General features: G+C 60.7%; 18 protein-coding genes and 1 pseudogene. 7 read left to right on the top strand and 12 right to left on the bottom strand.

The window, feature by feature from the left end; translation table 11 throughout:
• Window positions 1–33 precede the first annotated feature (33 nt).
• From ACOQOT_RS12355 to bfr, 3 genes are all read left to right on the top strand, one after another.
• A complete protein-coding gene (locus tag ACOQOT_RS12355; protein WP_420559560.1) occupies window positions 34–666 on the top strand; it encodes a pyridoxamine 5'-phosphate oxidase family protein in 633 nt (210 codons plus the stop codon).
• A 134-nt stretch (window positions 667–800) separates the two neighbouring features.
• Entirely contained in the window at window positions 801–998 is a 198-nt protein-coding gene (locus ACOQOT_RS12350) for a (2Fe-2S)-binding protein (protein WP_420559559.1), read from the top strand.
• Window positions 999–1,107: 109 nt separating this feature from the next.
• Window positions 1,108–1,584, top strand: coding sequence for a bacterioferritin (gene bfr / locus ACOQOT_RS12345; protein WP_420559558.1), 477 nt, complete (start codon window positions 1,108–1,110; stop codon window positions 1,582–1,584).
• 68 nt (window positions 1,585–1,652) lie between these two features.
• On the opposite strand, the gene ACOQOT_RS12340 is transcribed toward bfr, so the two are convergent.
• The 8 genes from ACOQOT_RS12340 to ACOQOT_RS12305 form a co-directional block, all read right to left on the bottom strand.
• On the bottom strand, window positions 1,653–2,432 hold the full coding sequence (locus ACOQOT_RS12340) for an SDR family oxidoreductase (protein WP_420559557.1): 780 nt from the start codon (window positions 2,430–2,432) through the stop codon (window positions 1,653–1,655).
• A 101-nt stretch (window positions 2,433–2,533) separates the two neighbouring features.
• Window positions 2,534–3,757: a hypothetical protein gene (locus tag ACOQOT_RS12335; RefSeq protein ID WP_420559556.1), complete on the bottom strand. Its 1,224-nt coding sequence runs from the start codon at window positions 3,755–3,757 to the stop codon at window positions 2,534–2,536.
• 111 nt (window positions 3,758–3,868) lie between these two features.
• Window positions 3,869–4,729: an outer membrane lipoprotein-sorting protein gene (locus tag ACOQOT_RS12330; protein ID WP_420559555.1), complete on the bottom strand. Its 861-nt coding sequence runs from the start codon at window positions 4,727–4,729 to the stop codon at window positions 3,869–3,871.
• 77 nt (window positions 4,730–4,806) lie between these two features.
• Complete coding sequence (locus ACOQOT_RS12325; RefSeq protein ID WP_420559554.1) at window positions 4,807–7,149, bottom strand: efflux RND transporter permease subunit; 2,343 nt, start codon at window positions 7,147–7,149, stop codon at window positions 4,807–4,809.
• 25 nt (window positions 7,150–7,174) lie between these two features.
• The gene (locus ACOQOT_RS12320; RefSeq protein ID WP_420559553.1) at window positions 7,175–7,765 is read right to left on the bottom strand and encodes a TetR family transcriptional regulator C-terminal domain-containing protein; all 591 of its coding nucleotides are present in this window, start codon (window positions 7,763–7,765) and stop codon (window positions 7,175–7,177) included.
• Between the two features lie 258 nt (window positions 7,766–8,023).
• Window positions 8,024–9,082 carry an SPASM domain-containing protein gene (locus ACOQOT_RS12315; RefSeq protein WP_420559552.1) on the bottom strand — a complete coding sequence of 353 codons (1,059 nt, stop codon included), beginning with the start codon at window positions 9,080–9,082 and terminating at the stop codon, window positions 8,024–8,026.
• 167 nt (window positions 9,083–9,249) lie between these two features.
• Window positions 9,250–10,095, bottom strand: coding sequence for a TauD/TfdA dioxygenase family protein (locus tag ACOQOT_RS12310; protein ID WP_420559551.1), 846 nt, complete (start codon window positions 10,093–10,095; stop codon window positions 9,250–9,252).
• A 96-nt stretch (window positions 10,096–10,191) separates the two neighbouring features.
• Window positions 10,192–10,803, bottom strand: coding sequence for a glutathione S-transferase family protein (locus ACOQOT_RS12305; protein WP_420559550.1), 612 nt, complete (start codon window positions 10,801–10,803; stop codon window positions 10,192–10,194).
• 172 nt (window positions 10,804–10,975) lie between these two features.
• On the opposite strand from ACOQOT_RS12305, the gene ACOQOT_RS12300 reads away from it, so the two are divergent.
• Window positions 10,976–11,290, top strand: coding sequence for a hypothetical protein (locus ACOQOT_RS12300; RefSeq protein ID WP_420559549.1), 315 nt, complete (start codon window positions 10,976–10,978; stop codon window positions 11,288–11,290).
• Here the strand turns inward: ACOQOT_RS12300 and ACOQOT_RS12295 are convergent.
• Entirely contained in the window at window positions 11,270–11,971 is a 702-nt protein-coding gene (locus tag ACOQOT_RS12295; protein ID WP_420559548.1) for a nitroreductase, read from the bottom strand. The genes ACOQOT_RS12300 and ACOQOT_RS12295 overlap by 21 nt on opposite strands.
• A gap of 79 nt (window positions 11,972–12,050) precedes the next feature.
• Window positions 12,051–12,521 carry a DoxX family protein gene (locus tag ACOQOT_RS12290; RefSeq protein ID WP_420559547.1) on the bottom strand — a complete coding sequence of 157 codons (471 nt, stop codon included), beginning with the start codon at window positions 12,519–12,521 and terminating at the stop codon, window positions 12,051–12,053.
• A 76-nt stretch (window positions 12,522–12,597) separates the two neighbouring features.
• Between ACOQOT_RS12290 and ACOQOT_RS12285 the strand changes: the two genes are divergently transcribed.
• Entirely contained in the window at window positions 12,598–13,251 is a 654-nt protein-coding gene (locus ACOQOT_RS12285; RefSeq protein ID WP_420559546.1) for a TetR/AcrR family transcriptional regulator, read from the top strand.
• Between the two features lie 147 nt (window positions 13,252–13,398).
• Here the strand turns inward: ACOQOT_RS12285 and ACOQOT_RS12280 are convergent.
• Window positions 13,399–14,627: pseudogene (locus ACOQOT_RS12280) on the bottom strand (acyl-CoA dehydrogenase family protein).
• Window positions 14,628–14,923: 296 nt separating this feature from the next.
• Here ACOQOT_RS12280 and ACOQOT_RS12275 point away from each other — a divergent pair.
• Window positions 14,924–16,504 carry an MFS transporter gene (locus tag ACOQOT_RS12275; protein ID WP_420559545.1) on the top strand — a complete coding sequence of 527 codons (1,581 nt, stop codon included), beginning with the start codon at window positions 14,924–14,926 and terminating at the stop codon, window positions 16,502–16,504.
• Between the two features lie 28 nt (window positions 16,505–16,532).
• Here the strand turns inward: ACOQOT_RS12275 and ACOQOT_RS12270 are convergent, their stop codons facing one another.
• A complete protein-coding gene (locus tag ACOQOT_RS12270; RefSeq protein ID WP_420559544.1) occupies window positions 16,533–17,216 on the bottom strand; it encodes a CPBP family intramembrane glutamic endopeptidase in 684 nt (227 codons plus the stop codon).
• A 362-nt stretch (window positions 17,217–17,578) separates the two neighbouring features.
• Here ACOQOT_RS12270 and ACOQOT_RS12265 point away from each other — a divergent pair, with 362 nt between their 5' ends.
• Window positions 17,579–17,941: a DUF4345 family protein gene (locus tag ACOQOT_RS12265; protein WP_420559543.1), complete on the top strand. Its 363-nt coding sequence runs from the start codon at window positions 17,579–17,581 to the stop codon at window positions 17,939–17,941.
• Window positions 17,942–17,943 lie beyond the last annotated feature (2 nt).

The raw sequence follows: 17,943 nt of genomic DNA, 5'->3' as shown, positions 1-17,943 counted from the left end.
AAGACTTGAGAATAATTCTCAAGGGAGGCGGTAATGGCGAAGGCTGGGACGGATCATGTCATTCAGGACGAAGGCAAGCTGCGTGAGATTTATGCCGAGCCTTCCCACGGCGCCGTGGCCAAAGAGCTCGCCCGCCTCGATCCCCATTGCAAACGTTTCATCGAGCTCTCGCCTTTCTTCTGTCTCGGCTCCTCGCGGGCCGACGGGCTCGGCGATGTCTCCCCGCGTGGGGGTGAGCCGGGCTTTGTCCATGTGCTCGATGAGACGACGCTCGCCATTCCCGACCGGCCGGGTAACAACCGGCTCGATTCGCTGACCAATCTTCTGCACAACCCGGCGGTGGGGCTCCTGTTCTTCCTGCCCGGCGTCAACGAGATGCTGCGTATCAACGGTGTGGCCAAGCTCTCCGTCGAGCCGGCGCTGATGAAGCGCTTTGAGATGAACGGCAAGCCGCCCCGCTCGGTCATGCTGGTGGAGGTCAAAGAAGCTTATCTGCACTGCGCCAAGGCGGTGGCCCGCTCCGGGCTCTGGAAGGCGGAAACGCAGATCGAGCGCTCCTCTTTCCCGACGGCGGGCGAGATTTTCCGCGACCAGATGAAGCTCGACGTGCCCGCCAAGGCCGTGGACGAGGCCCTGGACGAGAATACCCGCACCGAACTTTATTGAGCGGTCTGAGAGGGCAGCAAGACGGCAGGGGGCATTGACCGCCCGCTGCGACATTCTAGCATTTGACAATCATTCGCATTATCGCTACATAGGTCTTGAGATTAGCTCGCAAGAGCAAGGGTCAGGAGAGATCCATGTATGTATGCAGCTGCAACGCCTTGACCGTCCGCCAGGTCAAATCGGTCGCCCCGGAAGCGGGAGGCTCGGTTTCCGCCGCCTACCGCGCGCTTGGCTGCCGGCCGCGCTGCGGCAAATGCATCTGCTTTGCTCGCGAAGTCCTGGAAGAGGGCACGCCGCGCCCCGCCGCCTCGCTGCTTATCGCTGCGGATTGAGGTCCTCCAGGAATCTCTGCAACTCATTCTTATTGTTGACCTTTTTCCGGGAAGCCTGCCGCCGCCCGTGATAGGGTGCCTCTCAGATTCGCTGTGACAGGAGGCCCCGATGAAAGGCGATGCGAAGGTCATTGAATATCTCAATCTCGCGCTCAAGCAGGAGCTGACCGCCGTCAATCAGTACTTCCTCCATGCCCGGATGCTGCATGACTGGGGGCTCGATGAGCTTGGCGACAAGGTCTATGAAGAATCCATCGACGAGATGAAACATGCGGACAAGCTGATTAAAAGGATTCTTTTCCTTGAAGGCTTGCCCAATCTTCAGGATCTCGACCGGCTGATGATCGGTGAGAACGTCAAAGAGATCTTGGAATGCGACCTGAAAAGCGAAATGCGGGCCCACCCGCTCTATAAGGACGCGGCGACCTACTGCGAATCCGTGCGTGATTATGTGACGCGGGAGCTGTTCGTGGATCTGCTCGATTCCGAAGAAGAGCATATCGACTGGCTGGAAACCCAGCTCAGCCTCTTGGAGAAAGTGGGCGAGCAGAATTACCTGCAATCGCAGATGAAATCCGGCGAGTAAGCGCCGCCTACTGACATGGCCTGAAAGCCGGGAAGCTGCAACGCTTCCCGGCTTTTTCTTATGGCCTCTTATGTGCGCTGAATGGAAACGCCGCCATCGGCCAGCATCGCCGTCCCCGTTACAAAGCTTGAAGCGGGGGAGAGAAGAAAAAGCGCGGCCTCGGCGATTTCTTCGGGCTGCGCGATGCGTTTGAGCCCGTGCAGGCCTCTCACAAAATCGATCGCTTCTTCCGTATCGTTCATCACGCGGGCCATGGGCGTGTCGGTGCCGCCCGGCAGCAGGGCGTTGACGCGCAGGCCCTGCGGCCCGTATTCGGCGGCGAGCGAGCGTGTCAGTCCGGCAATCCCCGCTTTGGCAGCGGCATAAGCGGCGGTGCCCGGCATGCCTGTGGTGTTGCCCACAAAGGACGAAGTAAAGAGCAGTGAGCCGCCCGTGCCACCTTCTTTGCCGCTTTCGAGAAGCGCCGGAATCTGGTGTTTGGCGGCCAGGAAGGCGCCCGTCAGATTGACGCTTAGTGCCTCGTTCCAATCGGCGAGCGAGAGGTCGGTGACGGGGCCGAGCGTGCCGAGTGTGCCGGCATTATTGAAGGCGCCGTCCAGCCCGCCGAATGCCCGGCAGGCAAAGGCAACGAGCTGCGCGGCGCAAGCCTCATCGCTTACATCGCCGGGCAGGTAGCGTGCCGTGCCGCCGCCTGCTTCAATTGCGCGCGTCAGTTCGGCAAGCGGTTCTTCCCGGCGGGAAGAGAGGACAAGCTGCACGCCCTCGCGGGCAAAGCGCTTTGCCGCTGCCGCGCCGATGCCCGAGCTTGCGCCGGTAATGATGATGGTTCTGCCGGTAAGTGAATGCATGGTCCATGTGTCCTTATCTTCTGCCGGGCGGCGGCCCGGCTTCTTGAAGGACTCATGGCGCAGTGGCGCGCGTGCCTCACTCCGTATCTGGCGGGGGATCTTTAGAAATAGCGGGCGATACGCAGCTGAATGAGATCGTCATCCTCGAAGGAATAGCCGGGATCGGAGCGGGGAATATTTTCGAAGAAGCGCCCTTCCAAAGTGACGAAATAATCCGCGCCGAAACGGCGTTCCGCTTCGATGGAAAAGCCGAGCGCCTGGGTGTCGAGGTCAACGGTGGTGCCAGCCAGAATGGCGGTGGAGGCGACGTCGTTCGCCGTCCAGCGGAAGGCGAGGAAGGCGTCATTGGCAAAATTGTTCTGCCGGTTCGCGCCCCGGTCGTCCCAGACATATTCGGCGACAAGGCCGAGATCGGCGGGGCTGTCGAAAATGCCGTAAAGCGTATATTCGACCCCGCCCGTTGCCTGCAGGTTGCCTTCATCCAGCTGTTCCTGCCAGAAGCCTTCGAACTTATAAAGCCAGGCACCGGAGGTGGCCTGAATATCCGTGCTCACCCGGTCGAGCTGCGCATAAAAGGGAATGAGCACGGGCTCGCCGCCGGCATTGAGGCCGGGCTGGAGGATAGGCGTGCGGTTCGTGCCGCGGAAATAGCTCACCCCCACATCCCAGATGTCGAATGTGTTGGAATAGCGCAGCGCGAAGTCGAGATGCTGGCGCTTGGCGCCGCTTTCATAGCGGGTCTGCGTTTCATCGACCGGAATGTCGAAGGCGGGCCGGCCCGAAAGGCTCGGGAAGGTGCGCTCGCGGAAATAGGGCAGCAGATAGCCCGTCACCGTGCCGAAATCCCAGAAGGAGGAGACCATGATCATGGGCTGGCCGAGTTTTTCTTCCCCGTCGATGCTTTCAACGAGATCGGTCTGATTGATGATGTCGACGAGATGCACGGCTTCCGTCACACCCCAGAACACTTTGTCCATGCCTATGCGGAATTCCCAATTATCCACGACGCGCGCATATTTCGCTTCGCGCAGATCGGCATGGGTGCGGTTGCCGTCGCGCCGGTCCCAGCGGGCAAAGGGTTTGACGACGATCCACTGATTGGAATTGTCCCAGAAGCTTTCGAACGTCACTTCGGCGGCCACGGAGGCGTTGACGCGCCGCTGCTCGCTGCCGCTCGGGCTTTGCGGGAAAAGCTGAAACTCGGGTTCGATGTAGCCGGTCACTTCCAGCTCGGCTGCGTGAGCCGCACTGGCAAACATGCCTGCAAGTGAAAAGGCGGCGAGCGAAGCGCGGGCCGTTTTTTTGGCGACAGTACCGATTGCCATTCTATCCCCCGGGAACCAGATGCGGTCTTGCGGCGCCTTCTCCTCACACGAGACGGGCGCCGGCCTGCCGCGCGTTTCTATCACGGCAGGCCTCACACTCCGTTAACGCGTTTAACGGGCGCGTTTGAGCGAATTGGTGTTGAAGTCGTCTTCCGTCAGGCCCGTGTTGAAGGCGTAGTCTTCCCAGGTCAGACGGGTGGATTTACCGGTCACATGGTTTTCCATGTAAAGGTCATGGGCGCGCCAGTATTTGTCCTGATAGAGCTTGTACTCGGTCAGGGCGAGCGTCTTCAGCAGCTTGTCTTTGCGGTCATAGAACTCGATCTTGCGCGGCTGATAATCCTGCGTGTCGGTCCACACAACCTGGCGCGTATAGCCGGAATGCTCGTAAAGCGGATAGCGCTCGGTGACGTGGCAGGTGCGGTCGGCCACAGGTTCCGGGCAGGCTTCGTCGCGGATCCACTTGTAGCTATATTTGCCTACTTCCTGCGAAGAGAAGTCTTCAAAGGCGAATTCGGAGCCCATGAAGGGGCCGGACTTGTTGACCGAGGAAATACGTTTGACGCGTTTCACGGCCGGCAAGTACATCCACTGATCGTCCGGGTCGAGAATTTTCGAATAGGTCAGAAGAGCGGTGCCGTCCACATCGCGCGGGCGGTCGAAGACGTTCAACGTCCAGTCGCCTTCATTTTCCTTTTCGTTTTCCAGCGTCATGGAGCGCAGCTCCCGCTCGCTGGTTTCCCCATAAGCGTTTTCCAGGATCATCTTCATGGAGGCTTTGGTGTCGCCGAACCCCTGATTGCGCCGGTCCGTCTCCTCTGCGATCGCCAGGCCCTTGGCAACCGGGTCTTCGGGGAGCGTGGGCGCATCGGCGGCGAGGGCCGCGCTGATCCCTGCGGGCAGGGCCAGCATCAGAGCGGCGATCATGATGCCCTGTTTGATCTGGCAATGGGTGGCTTGCCGAATGGTCATTAAATCCTCCTTGTTCGGTTTTCCGTTCCCGAAAAATGCGAAACGGTTATACCTGTTTGTGAGCATCTTTGCCTCCCTCATTCTGCCGGCGCCGAGGACGCGGCCTCGAGCTTGGAATGGGCCGCCTTCTTGCGCCGGTCGAGCGCGATCAGAAGCGAAGGCAGCAGCAGGAAGTCGATGACGAGCGCACAGGCGACGGTCAGCGCGACCATGAGACCCAGCATCGCATTCACCTTGAAGGGCGAGAGCGCGAGGATCGCAAAGCCGATCACCAGCACGAAGGTCGAGACCCAAAGCGCGGTGCCAACTGTGGAGAAGGCGTAGCGCACGCTGTCTTCCGCATCCTTGCCGTGCTCGAAACGGGCGCGGCGGTATTTCGACAGGAAGTGAACCGTCGCATCCACGATGAGGCCGAGCGCCGTGGCGATGACGAAAGTGGACCAGAAGCCGACCTCCGCCGTAAAGAGCGCCAAGATGCCGAAGGCGACGATGGGCGGGGTCAGGTTCGGGATCAGGCTGATCAGGCCGAGCTTGAGATTGCGCAGGGCAAGCATCAGACAGCCGGAGATCAGCAAGAGCGCGATGGCCGTGCCGCTCGTCATGGCGTTGAAATTGTTGCGCCCGATAAAGGCGAACATCACCGCCTGGCCGGCCGGGTAGGAATACATATGCTCCGGCGCGTTCTCGCGCAGCCAAGTATCGGCCCGGTTGATCAGGTCCTGCATTTCCACCGTGGAAATATCGGTCAGCGTCAGCGTCAGCTTGGTGGCGGACTTGTCCACATTGATCTGGTCGTTGAGATCGAGCCCGTAGGGCAGGGACATTTCATAAAGCAGCAGGAACTGGGCCGCCATTTCCCGCTCGTCCGGCACCCGGTAATAGCTTTCCTTATCTCCATGCATGCTCTTGTTGATGCGTTTCATCACGTCGGAGAAGGTGGAGACGTGCACAACCTCGGGCTGCTGGCGGAACCAGTCGGCAAATTCTTCGAGCTTGGCGACATATTCCGGGTTGGAAACGCCGCCCGGCTCGCCCGCCGAAAGCGAATAGCTGATCTGGTAAATGCCGGTCAGGTGATCGGCGGCCCAGTCCGAAGCAACGCGGAATTCCATCCGGTCGTCGAAATAGGTTACGAAACGGTCGTTGAAGACGAAACGCGGCAGGAGCGTTGCAAAGGCGATGATGATGATGGTCATCACCACCAGCAGCTTGCGCCAGTTGCCGATCACGGTTTCCGCGAACCGTTCCATGAACTCGCTCTGCCGCACGATGGCGCCTTTGGCGTTGACCGGCAAAATGGCGATGAGCGCGGGCAGGAAACTGACCGAGAGCACCCAGGCGATAATGGCGCCGGCGGCCGCCGTGTTGCCGAGATCGCGGAAGGGCGGGGCATCGGAGAAGTTAAGCGAGGCAAAGCCGATGGCGGTCGTCACGGAGGTCAGGAAGACCGGCCCCCAGTTGACGCGCAGGCTTTCCACAATGGCTTCATGCTTGGTGCGGCCTTTGCGCATCTCCACAAGCATCGTAACGAGCACGTGGATGGAATCGGCCACCGCGATGGTCAGAATGATCGTCGGTGCCCCGGCGGATGGCGGGGTCAGCTTGACGCCGAGCCAGCCCATGACGAGGCCCATCGCCCCGAAAGCGGAAAGCGTGACGACGAGAATGGTCGCCAGCGTGCCCGAGAAGGAGCGGGTGAGAAGGAAGACCGTCAGACCGAGCACGATATACATGGCCGGGGTGAGGATTTTCAGATCGTTCTGGGCTGCTTCCGAGAAGGAATTGGAAAGCGCGACGGAGCCCGTCAGCTCGAAACGGATCTCGGGATGTTTTTCCCGCATGTCGGCCAGCAGCGAGCGGGCATATGCCATGACCTTGGACGTGGCGACCTGATCGTCCCGCGGCATGCGCAGCGTGGCGACGACTGCGCTCGTCGTTTCATCTTCCGAGATCAGGCGCTTGGCGATGACGGGCTCGCCAAGGGCGATGTCGCCCACTTCATTGGCGTCTTGCTTATCGAGCGCCTCGGGATCGGGCACGAGATCGCGTACGGTCAGATCGTCGTTTTCAGCCGTCGTGTGCTGATAGTTCGTCAGGCTGTCGACGCGGATCGAAAAGGGCGTCTGCCAGGCGCGTTCGGTAATGTCCTTGATGATGGCGAGCCGTTCGGGCGTCGTCATCGTGCCTTCGTTCGGGCGCATCACCCAAAGCAGCGTGTCCGGGCTTGTGTATGTGCGCTCCAGCCGCTCGAAGGCTTGCAGGTTGGGGTTCTGCTCGGTGAAGAAATAGCGGTAGTCGTTGGAGAATTCGATAAAACGTCCGCCGCTTGCCAGGAACATCACCCCGGCAATCGATGCCAGGACGATAAGCCAGCGCAGTTTGACGACCGCCTTGGCGTAAGCCACAACCCAGTTGTTCATGTTGCCTCACTTGGCCTGCGTGCCTTTAAGGCCGCAGGCTGTCCAGATAATCGAAGAATGCAGAAGTTGCGGTGTGTCCCACGCCTTCGTCCTGCGTGGCTTTGATCATGCTCGCCACGCCCTGATGGCTGGCAATGATCAAGGTGGCGACACTTTCCGCGTCAATGCCTTTGCGCACCGTGCCGTTGCGCTCGCCCCTTTTGAGCGCATCGACCAGCGCGTCGCGCCAGGCTTCGAAGAGGTTCTTGAAGTAATTCTGAAAGTCCTCGTCGATACCCGCCATTTCCTGTGTCAGGTTCTGAAAAGGGCAGCCGAGACGGGGATCGTGACCGACATCGCCAAAGGCATAATGCCCGATGATGGTCCGGATCGAGGTGAGGGGGTCCGCCGTCTCGGCCAGGGGGGCTATCCAAAGCTCCTTGATATGCGCGCCCATGAACTCCGCCGTGGCGGCCAGCCCCAGCGCGTGCTTGTCGGCAAAATGGTGGTAGAGGGAGCCTTTCGTGCAGCCGGCTTTCTTGATGATGTCGTTCAGGCTCGCAGCGCGGAAGCCGTGCATGTAAATTTCTTCAAAGGCCGATTCCACCAGCGCCTGACGGGTCCGGTCGCCGCGCATTTGGCGGCCATCCTTGTCAGAGGTCAGGGGAACGGAGGAGTTTGAGGGAATTTTTTCCTGCATATCCGTCATCAAAGTTAAACAAACCGACCAGTTGGTATGGTTTATGTAGGGGCCTGTGCAAGCTGCGTCAAGCCGCCGCATCAAGTTTTGTTGAGGGCGAGCCTGCGGCGGGCGCGTATCCCGGGCATGTCCGCTCTGTTGCAAATTGTTTCAGCAGGATAAGCCCCGGCAATAACCCCGGGGATAAATGCGCCTTTAGGCGGGGGCGGCGGCGCCGGAGCCAAGGCGTTTGGCGCGCGCTTCATCCAGCACCGGGCCCATCACTTCCTCGAAAAAGCGGTCGCAGCCGATGCAGAGATTGGCATAGGGCTCGCCTTTCGGGGTTTGGGTGTGGGAGGCGGCGGCAAAGCGCTGCGCATCCCAGCCATGGGCGGTGCCCATTCTGTCCGGTGCGCCCTGATTGATCGCCTCGAAAACCGGATGGTCTTTCAGGCTGTCCAGAATATCGGTGAGCTTTTCTTCCTGCAGATTGCCGATGGGCCGCTTGGTTTTCAGGCAGCAGGGAAAGACATTGCCGCTCGGTTCGATAGCGACTTCGGAACCCGCCCAGCCGTGATTGAGAAAGTTTTTGCCGCCTGAATGACGGGCGCAGAAATTCGTTTCCATCGTGGCCTTGGAAAGCCCGTTTTCCCAGGCCCGCCCGCGCGGCCAAAGCTCGCCGATCCATTGGTTGGGGTCGGCGCCGAAAAAGAAATAGAAAGGCCCGTCCTCGGTCAGGTGGTCGCGGCCGCTTTTCGGGCCGGGCACCGGTCCGATGCCTGCCTTTTCGAACATGCGGGTCAGCTCTTCCATCAGCCCCAGGCGTTTGTCGCCTTCCATGCCGACATGAAAATCGTCCATGCCTGCCACCGCGATCATCCAGACATTGCGCTCCAGCAATTCATCGATGAGTTTCGGCGTGACGAGATCGCCTGTTGTCTGCATGGAAAGGCGCACATTTTTTCCGTATTTCTCGTTCGCGGCATCGAGCACCGGATAAAAGAGCGGCTCGCGCATCGCATCGATGAGGACTTCGCCGCCGGCGAGAATGAGCCGGCCGATCCGCTCTTCGGGGTTGCCCTCCGCATCCTTATGCTTGGGGTCTTTGTAGATCATGGTGTCGGGAAGATTGGCGATGATCTTCTTATAGGCGTCTTGGCCTTCACCGATCACATTGTCCAGCGCGCTACGCACATAAGGGCGGAAGCGGGTGTCGTAGCAATGTTTGCAGCGCCGGTGGCAGGCCCAGGAGATGACGTAATAGATCGATTCCATATTCTGTCCTTCGGGTCTTGCCGCCTCACGGCACAAGGGGGTCTCATAAAGTCTACGCAGATAGGGGCTTGCCGGATCGACGATGGCAAAGGCTGCCGCTCACCGTCAATCGCGCGCTGTCGCAAATCATCCGCCGCTTCCGCACGATGATGTGACCTAGCCGTTCCTCAGCGCGGCAGATCGCCGTTCACCGTCACACGGCGCATATGGCGGCGGTGGCCGTGATAATCGTTGAGCGCGAAATGCTGGACGCAGCGATTGTCCCAGAAGGCGAGCGAGCCTTTCTGCCAGCGGAAGCGGCAGGTGAATTCCTCCCGCGTTGCATGGGCATAGAGAAATTCGAGCAGCGGTTTGCTTTCCGCCCGCGTCATGCCCGAAAAGCGCTCGGTGAAGGCGGGGTTTACGTAAAGCGCCTTGCGGCCCGTTTCCGGATGCGTGCGCACGACGGGATGCTCGTAAGCGGGGACATCTTCTTCGGCGTTTTTCACATCCATGGCGCTGCGCTTTTGAGCGGAATTGCCCGCGCGGCCATATTCGGCCTTGGCGGTGTGCAGCGCGGTCAGTCCGTCCAGAAGTTTCTTCATGCCCTCCGAAAGCGTTTCATAGGCGCGGTACTGGCTCGCAAAAAGCGTGTCGCCGCCATAAGGGGGAATATCGATGCCGTAGAGAATGGAGCCGAGAGCAGGTTCTTTCTGGAACGACATGTCCGAATGCCAGCCGCCGCCGAAATTCAGTTTGTCTTCCGGCTCCTTGATGATCTCCATGATCTCCGGATGGCCGTCCATGCCTTTCACATAAGGATGGATGTTGAGCGAGCCGAAGCGGCGGCCGAATTCTTTGTGTTTTTCCGGCGTCAAATTCTGATCGCGGAAAAAGATCACCTGATGGTCGAGAAAGGCCTGGTGGATGTCGTCGAAAGTTTCGTTGTCGAGATCGGCGCCAAGATCCGCGCCGAAAATCTCCGCGCCGAGCGCGCCTGAAACCGGTTTGACGTCGATGGTCTTGTAGCTCATATCATCTCTCCCTTGGCGGCCTTCTTTTGGCAGGAAGTTTGGCACGGCTGCCTGCCCGCCGCCAAGGGTGAGACATCTGCTTCTGCTCCGGCGCTCTTACTGGCCCGTTGCCTTTTTAAAGGCGGGGCGCTCGGCCAGGCGGTTGAAATAGGCCAGCACATTGGGCATGGCGTCGGTTAGAAGGCCGAAGAGCTTGGCGAGCAGCAGGTCATAGCCGAGCATGATATCGGCAGCGGAGAATTTCTCACCTGCGATGTAATTGCGCCCTTCCAGTTCCTTGTCGAGCAGCTTCAGAATTTTGATCGCCGTTTCCTTGCCTTCCTCGGCAACGGCGGAAATGCGTTTTTCCTCCGGGCGGATGAAGGCGTGCTGCGCGATATTGCCGAGCGGCGGCATCAAGGTCGCTTCGGCGAAATGGAACCAGTGCAGATAGCGTCCGCGTTCCGGCGTGCCGGGGGCGGGCTGCAAGTCTTTGTCGCCGGTCTTTTCCAGAAGATATTGCACGATGGCGCCGGACTCGTTGATCACCAGCCCGTCCTCTTCCATGGACGGCACTTTGCCGAGCGGATTGATCTTCAAATAATTTTCCGACTGAAGGACTTTCGGGTCGAATTCCAGCGCGACTTTCTCATAGTCGAGGCCCAGTTCCTCGCACAGCCAGACGATGCGTACCGAGCGCGTATTGGGGGCGTGATAGACTTTCAGCATAAAAGGCTCCCTGCATTGTTATTGCTTCTGAGGCAAGCCTAGCGGATTTCAGCGGCGTTTTGCATTAACCATGTTTGCGGAAATAGTCGCGCCGCTGTGCCAGAACGAGGCTGCATTTTTGCCCGTCTGTCCCTATATTGAACATATGTCCCGCCTTGTTCATGAGGACGCTATGCGTAAACCGCTTTTTGCCGCTCTTTGCCTTCTCCTTGCCGGTGCCGTTTCTCCGGCCTTTGCAGATTCCTGGCCACTTGCCAGTAATGCGGGGGCGGGAACTGCACAGCCGCACGCGCAGACGGCGGACGCTGGCCTCGTGCTGAACGGCAAGATCGATTTGACGGGCTTTCAGGGCGGTGTGGAGCGGCCCGCTTCGGTCTATATCGATAACGGGACGCGCTTCATCTTCGTGCGCCGCGACGGGTTTCATGCCGCCCGCCGGGCCGCCGGTTTTGCCGCGGCCGGGATTTCAGCCGGCTTTCGCCGCTGAGCCTTCTTTTTCCTCAAAACCGTGGAAGGTCGCAAAGGCCTCCACCGGCTCGCGCTCTGAAATGAGCGCGTTCACGGGCGCGTCCGGGTCGGCATAGCCGAGCGAGAGGCCGCAAATGATGTATTCGCTTTCCGGAATATCGAGCAGCGGGCGCGTTGCCTTCCAGAACATGTTCCAGGCGCCTTGCGCGCAGGTGGCGAGCCCCTTTTCCGTGGCGGCCAGCATCAGGTTCTGCATGAACATGCCGATATCGAGCCAGCTGCGCGCATCGAGTTCCTTGTCGATGGTGAAGATGAGCCCGACTGGCGCGTCGAAGAACTTGTAGTTGCGGCCCCATTGCTCCCAGGCCCGTTCCTTGTCGCCTTTCGGGATGCCGATCAGCCCGTACATATCCTTGCCGAGCTTGCGCATGCGCCCGAGATAAGGCTCGACGCGTTTGTTCGAGTGCTCGAATTCCTGCGCCGTGTCGCCGGGATTTTCCTCGCGGTAGGCAAGCAGGCCTTCCACCAGCTGCTCGCGCGCCGCGCCCGTCACGACGTGGACTTTCCAAGGCTGCACATTGGTGCCGGAAGGGGCGAGCGCGGCGAGTTCCAGAAGTTCCTTCACCGTTTCAAAGGGAACGGGATCCGGTTTGAACGCGCGGATGGATTTGCGCTCTTTGATCGCGTCTTGAAGCTGCATGGGTTAACTCCCGCCATTGCGTCAATATCTGTTGGCGGGAGTGTTAACACGGAACGCTTGGAGCGCAAGAGGCGGGGCTTCAAGCGGCTTGGGGCGCGCGCTTGCCGATGAGGCCGCCTGCATAAAGCGCCCACCAGATGATGAGCGGCTGAAAGAAGAGCCGCGCCCAATAATAAAGATTGGCCTCCGGAAGACCGGCCACGGAAAGCCCATTCAGCGCGTTGTGCACATTCGCCGGAAAAACCGCCACCGCATAAAGCGCAAGCATCATCGCCGCAAGCTCCTTCAGGCGCGGCGTGAGAAGGCCGATGGCGCCCGCGATCTCGCAAAGCCCGGTGAAGAAAATCACTTCGCCGTGGAAGGGGATGTAGGGCGGCATCATCGGCATGTAGCGCTCGGGGGTGAGAAGGTGGTCGGTGCCGACAAAGAAAAAGCCGGCGGCCATGCCGATCCGCATGGCAAGGCGCGCGTCTTTGAGCGGTACCACGCCGAGGCGCCCGAAAAGCGCGGCCAGAGCCGCTATGGCAAGCATCATGAAAACGAACAGCATGAGCATCTCCTATCTTGACGGTGTCAAGATAAGGAGAATCTTGACGCCGTCAAGATAGGCTGCCAATTTCTTTCTCATGCCGGAAAAACCCCAAGCAAAACCGAAATCCAAAGCCCGGAAACCCGCCAAGCCGCGCGCCTATCATCATGGCGATCTGAAAGCGGCTTTGGTGGAAGCGGGCGCGCGCATCGTCGAGCGGGACGGGGTGATGGCGCTCAGCCTGCGCGGGGTGGCGCGGGAGGCAGGGGTCTCGCAAACCGCGCCCTATCATCATTTCGCCGATAAAGAAGCGCTTCTGGCGGAGATTGCCGCGACCGGCTTCCGCGATCTTTCTGCGGAGATGGCGAGGCGGGGGAGCGCCATCGCTGGCGCCTCTCCCCGGCTTGGCGCGCTCGGCACGGCCTATGTGCTCTTTGCCACGGAAAATCCCGGCCGCTTCCGGCTGATGTTCGGCCCGCTGATCGGCGAGAAGGCGTCTTATCCCGCGCTGCTCGAGGCTTCTTCAGGCTCCTACCAAATGATCCGGGAGGCGGTGGCGGCTTATCTTGAAGAGATAAGGCGCGATGCGGAAAACCTGGAAGCGGCGACCATGGCCGCCTGGTCGCTTGTCCACGGGCTTGCCACGCTGATCAACGACCGCGGCTTCGATAGCGAGGCGATGGGCGCGCCTGATATCGAAACGCTGAGCGCGCTTGTTACTTCATACCTGCGCAATGGGCTTGGGCGGTGATTGTGCCATACGGCTTCCCCCTCACCCTCCCATCGCTGGGCGCAATGGGCCCCTCCCTCTCCCCAAGGGGCGAGGGAAACAAAAGCCCTCTCCCCGGAGGGGAGAGGGTTGGGGTGAGGGGGTAAGCGAAATAGAGGGGCGAAGCGCTTAAAGCCCCAGCACCGCCTTCGACATGATGCCGCGCTGAATTTCGTTCGAGCCGGCATAGATGGAGCCGGCGCGGTCGTTCAGATATTTGCTCATCACCGTCAGGCTGTGCTCCGGCCCGGCAATGTCCTGTTGCGCGGGCGCTTTATAGCCCGGCACCGGGCCGCCCGGACGGGTGGCATGAGGCTGGAAGGGGGCGATGTAATACTGCGCCGCCTCGATGGCGAGCTCGGTCAGCCGCTGGCTCATTTCCGTGCCGCGGTTTTGAGCATGGAAGAGGCCGAGCCCGGCGCGCCGCCTTGCGAGAGCGTGGAAAGGACGCGGTGCTCGGTGAACTCGATGGCGGTCAGTTCAACCTCGGCTTCGGCAAGCTTGCCGGCAAAGGCGGCATCGTCCAAAAGCCGCGCGCCGTCGCCGGAGCGTTCTTCGGCGGCCATGGCGCGGATTTTCTTCAGCCGCTCATGCAGGCCCGGCGCATAGGCATTGCCGCGCTCGAATTCGAGCAGATATTTGGCGACCGTCCAGCCTTTGCCGATCTCGCCCACCACATTCTTTTTCGGCACGCGTACATCGGTGAAGAAGATCTGGTTCTGAATATGCTCGCCCGTCAGCATGATGATGGGATCGACATTGATGCCGGGTGTGTCCATGTCGATCAGCACAAAGGTGATGCCTTCCTGCGGTTTGCCGGAATTGTCGGTACGTACCAGGCAGAAGACGCGGTTGGCGTGCTGGGCATGGGTGGTCCAGATTTTCGTGCCGTTGCAGATGAAATCGTCCCCGTCCTCCACCGCGCTCATTTGCAGCGAGGCAAGGTCGGAGCCGGAGCCAGGCTCGGAATAGCCCTGACACCAGAAATCCTCACCGGAAAGAATGCGGGGCAGGTAATAGTCCTGCTGCTCTTTCGTGCCGTGGCCGATCAGCACGGGCCCGCACATGCCCACCCCCATGGGCGAGATGGAGGGCGTGCCGGCGCGCGCGCATTCGCTCTGGAAGATGTAGCGCTGCACGATGTCCCAGCCGGTGCCGCCATGTTCTTCCGGCCAGCCGGGGGCGATCCAGCCCTTGGCGTGAAGAATGCGGTGCCAGGCCATGGAGCTTTCATAATCGGAATAGACGCTGGTCATGCGCGCGCCCGCCTCGGCAAGCTCGGGGGTGAGCTTTTCATCGAGAAAGGCGCGCACCTCCTCGCGGAAGGCCTCGTGTTTCGGGCTCAGTTTCAGGTCCATCGCGCGTCCTCCCTTTCCGGTCTTTATTTGTGCCGGATTTGTGCCGGTCCTTTGGTTCCCCAGACCCTGGGCTTGTCACCGCCCGTGCGAACGGTAGCCGCTCCTCAAGGCGCGTCAATGGCGCTGGCGCGCGGCCATGGCGCCGCTGCGTCAAAATTGTCCTTCTTGAACATGTGAAACCTGAAAAGCGGGAGAGGGAATCTCCGGTAATTTATCCTGCGGGCATTGGCGCGGGGGCCCGAATAGCGTAAATGAGGGGCGCGCGAGGTGCGCCTGCCGCCGGATCGGAAATGCCCATGTCTGCTCCAGAAGATCAAAAAGAAAAACAGCTTCCGGAAACAGACAGGGAAAACCTGCCGGGTCTGCGCGCGACAACGCCTGCCGAGCGCCAGCGCGCCTTCCGCATTCTCTTTGCCTGTCTGCTCGGCCTCGGCATGGGGCAGAACCTTTTCTTCGCCATCCTGCCGCCCATCGCCCGCGATCTCGGCATGAGCGAGGTGGACACCAGCCTCATCTTTTCGCTCTCTGCTTTTCTTTGGGTGCTTTCCAGCACGTTCTGGGGGCGGCGCTCGGATGTGATCGGGCGCAAGCCCGTCATCATGATCGGGCTGACGGGTTTTGCCGTGTCGACGACGGGCTTTGCGCTCGTGGTTCTTGCGGGCCTGTCGAACTGGATTTCCCTTGCTCTCGTCTTTCCGATGCTGATGTTCGTGCGGGCGATTTTCGGCACGTTCGGGTCGGGCGCGCAGCCTTCCGCGCAGGCTTACGTGGCCGACCGCACCTCGCGCTCGGAGCGCGCCTCGGCGGTGGCCTCGCTCGGGGCGGCTTTCGGCATCGGTCTCGTCGTCGGGCCGGGCTTTGCCGCGGCGCTCGCCAATATCCATATTCTCGCGCCCTTCTTTGCGGTGGCCGCCATTGCCTTTGTCAGCGCCATTGCGATCTGGATTTTCCTGCCCGAGCGCACGCCGCCCAAGCGCAAGAAGCGGCGCTGGGACAAGAGCCTGAAAGTGTCCATGCAGGACCCGCGCGTGCTTTCCGCCATCGTCATGGCGATCGCGCTTGCTTTTTCCATGACCTCGCTCGTGCAGCATGTGGCGAGCGATCTTGCCGCCATGCTGGGCATGACGAGCCCGCGCGCCGTGCGCTGGACGGGCATCCTGCTCATGGGCGCGGTGGGGGCGGCAGCGGCGGCGCCGATCTGGGTCATCCTGCCGCTCAGCAAATTGCCGCGGCCGGCGCGCGATGAAAACGAAAAGCCGAAACTGGCGCTGACCGACCGGCGCGTCATTCCGATCCTCATCATGGGGGTGGTGCTTGCCTTCAGCCAGACCATCGCCATGCAGACCGTCGCTTTCTATTTCATCGACAAGCTGCATCTCGACAGCAAGGAAGCGGCGCAGATGGTGGGCGTGGCGCTGATGGCCATGGCCATGGCGACGCTTTTCGCGCAGATCGGACTCATTCAGCGCTTCAACCTCTCGGTGCAATTTCTCCTGCGCTGGGGCGCGGGCATCACCGCCATTGCTTTTGTTCTGATGGGCTTCGGGGACAGTTACGGGCTGCTCGTCGCTGCCTTTGCGCTATCGGGTCTCGGTTTCGGTTTCCTGCGCCCCGGGCTGCAGGCGAAAGGCTCGCTTATGGTCTCTCCAAACGAGCAGGGCGCGATTGCCGGGATCATCGGTTCGACGGCGGCGACCGGCCACATTATCAATCCCCTCATCGGCATGCCGCTTTATCAGTGGATGCCCGAAGCGCCGTACTTCCTCGGCGCGGGCCTGATGCTCTGCTTCCTTGCCTATGTGGCGTTTCATCCTTCCGTGCGCGATATGTCGGACAGCATCGAGGAAGATGAAGACCCTGACATTCACGTTCACTGATGGGTCCCCTGGCACGTCCACTGACGAATTAAAGCGCGCTCGCGGTAGCGACGGTCACAATGAGATTGTTCGTCATGTGAAAGAGAATGGCGGGCAGTAGCGATCCCGATTTCTGATAGAGCAGGGCGCAGATAAAGCCGAGCGTGCCGATCTGTGCGAGCGCGAGCGCCGTCGCCGCCCCGTCGCCCACCATGTAGTTGGTGTGCACGGCGGCAAAAAAGGCGCTGGTGAGAAAGGCCGCTGCAAAAACGCCGATCCTCGCGCGCAGCCAGGCAAAAAAAACGCCGCGGAAATAAATTTCTTCCGCAACGGGCGCCAGCAGGCCGAGCACTGCTAAGGTCAGCAGAATGTTGCCATTGCCGAGCACCTGCCGGTTCTGCTCTTCGATGAGTTCCACGCCTTCCGCATTTAGCCAGAGATTGAGCCCGGCAAAGATGAGGATGAAGCCGGTCCAGAGTGCCAGCGTGATGAGTACCCAGCGCGGCCGGGTTGTGCGAAGCCCTGCGCGGGCAGGCGGGATGCGCCGCGCGGCGAGGATCGCGCCCCAGGTGATAAGCGTAATGAGATAAAGAACAGCGGCGATGAGATGGGGCAGCAGGGCGCCGTCGAGCGTGCTTAAAAAATCCGGCGGGAAGAAGCGCCAGATAGCGGCGGCCAGAACGGTGATGGCGAAAGCCACAAACGGAATAATCAGGATATCGCGCCCTTCCACGGCCGGGCGCGGCTCAGGCGCTGGCTCTCGCGCGGGCGTATCTAGGGCCGGGTCTGCCGCCGGGCCCTCATTTTCCGGGGCCCTTTCAAGGGGGTCCATGAACTTACTTCCGTCTTCTTGCGTATCTTTCTAAAGCCGGTTTGTTGAACCGGGCTGCATGTCCCCAGCGATCCAACCTCGCGGCTCTATAGTGGGGGCTTGGGCTAAGGGCGCCAAGGTATGGGGCGGGGATAAAGGCGTGTGCCGGGCCGGTTCTTGCCCGGTGATGCGGGAAGGTCACGCTGAATTGGCCCGGTTTCCCGAAGCGGGACGGTTTATCGGCGGTAAGCGGCAGAAAGAAAAAGAGGAAGAAGGAGCGGAATATGTTCTATCTCGGACTGCTTGGCGCGCTGTCGGGCCTTGGGCTCGGCGCGCTTGGGCTGCTGCGTCCGCATGCAGCCTTGAGGCTTGTGGGCCTCGGCCTGCGTGAGGGGGCGCCGCACGGCGTCTCGGAAGTGCGCGCGACTTATGGCGGGCTCTTTGTCGGCATGGAGGCAGCTATTCTTCTGGGCGGCGAGCCGATGCTTTATCTCGTCGGCGCGGCGGCCTGGTTCGGCGCGGCCATCGCGCGCACCGCTTCCATGATCGCGGACAGGATCGTCAACGGGCCCAATCTCATGGGCACGACCACGGAGTTTACCATCGGCGCGCTGCATTTGGCGCCGCTGTTTCTTTTGACCGCGTGAGA

The sequence above is a fragment of the Tepidicaulis sp. genome, assembly GCF_965222285.1.
In the GTDB taxonomy this organism is placed as follows: domain Bacteria; phylum Pseudomonadota; class Alphaproteobacteria; order Parvibaculales; family Parvibaculaceae; genus Tepidicaulis.
The sequence above is the reverse complement of the archived record's forward strand: the minus strand, read 5'-3'. Positions and strand labels throughout refer to the sequence as shown.

Excerpts from the sequence above, each read along its gene's own strand:
- ACOQOT_RS12300 (WP_420559549.1), top strand. The coding sequence starts at position 10,976 with ATGCGTAAACCGCTTTTTGCCGCTCTTTGCCTTCTCCTTGCCGGTGCC.
- ACOQOT_RS12290 (WP_420559547.1), bottom strand. The coding sequence starts at position 12,521 with ATGCTGTTCGTTTTCATGATGCTTGCCATAGCGGCTCTGGCCGCGCTT.
- ACOQOT_RS12310 (WP_420559551.1), bottom strand. The coding sequence starts at position 10,095 with ATGAGCTACAAGACCATCGACGTCAAACCGGTTTCAGGCGCGCTCGGC.
- ACOQOT_RS12275 (WP_420559545.1), top strand. The coding sequence starts at position 14,924 with ATGTCTGCTCCAGAAGATCAAAAAGAAAAACAGCTTCCGGAAACAGAC.
- ACOQOT_RS12305 (WP_420559550.1), bottom strand. The coding sequence starts at position 10,803 with ATGCTGAAAGTCTATCACGCCCCCAATACGCGCTCGGTACGCATCGTC.
- ACOQOT_RS12330 (WP_420559555.1), bottom strand. The coding sequence starts at position 4,729 with ATGACCATTCGGCAAGCCACCCATTGCCAGATCAAACAGGGCATCATG.
- ACOQOT_RS12350 (WP_420559559.1), top strand. The coding sequence starts at position 801 with ATGTATGTATGCAGCTGCAACGCCTTGACCGTCCGCCAGGTCAAATCG.
- ACOQOT_RS12340 (WP_420559557.1), bottom strand. The coding sequence starts at position 2,432 with ATGCATTCACTTACCGGCAGAACCATCATCATTACCGGCGCAAGCTCG.
- ACOQOT_RS12295 (WP_420559548.1), bottom strand. The coding sequence starts at position 11,971 with ATGCAGCTTCAAGACGCGATCAAAGAGCGCAAATCCATCCGCGCGTTC.
- bfr (WP_420559558.1), top strand. The coding sequence starts at position 1,108 with ATGAAAGGCGATGCGAAGGTCATTGAATATCTCAATCTCGCGCTCAAG.
- ACOQOT_RS12325 (WP_420559554.1), bottom strand. The coding sequence starts at position 7,149 with ATGAACAACTGGGTTGTGGCTTACGCCAAGGCGGTCGTCAAACTGCGC.
- ACOQOT_RS12335 (WP_420559556.1), bottom strand. The coding sequence starts at position 3,757 with ATGGCAATCGGTACTGTCGCCAAAAAAACGGCCCGCGCTTCGCTCGCC.
- ACOQOT_RS12315 (WP_420559552.1), bottom strand. The coding sequence starts at position 9,082 with ATGGAATCGATCTATTACGTCATCTCCTGGGCCTGCCACCGGCGCTGC.
- ACOQOT_RS12285 (WP_420559546.1), top strand. The coding sequence starts at position 12,598 with ATGCCGGAAAAACCCCAAGCAAAACCGAAATCCAAAGCCCGGAAACCC.
- ACOQOT_RS12355 (WP_420559560.1), top strand. The coding sequence starts at position 34 with ATGGCGAAGGCTGGGACGGATCATGTCATTCAGGACGAAGGCAAGCTG.
- ACOQOT_RS12320 (WP_420559553.1), bottom strand. The coding sequence starts at position 7,765 with ATGCGCGGCGACCGGACCCGTCAGGCGCTGGTGGAATCGGCCTTTGAA.
- ACOQOT_RS12265 (WP_420559543.1), top strand. The coding sequence starts at position 17,579 with ATGTTCTATCTCGGACTGCTTGGCGCGCTGTCGGGCCTTGGGCTCGGC.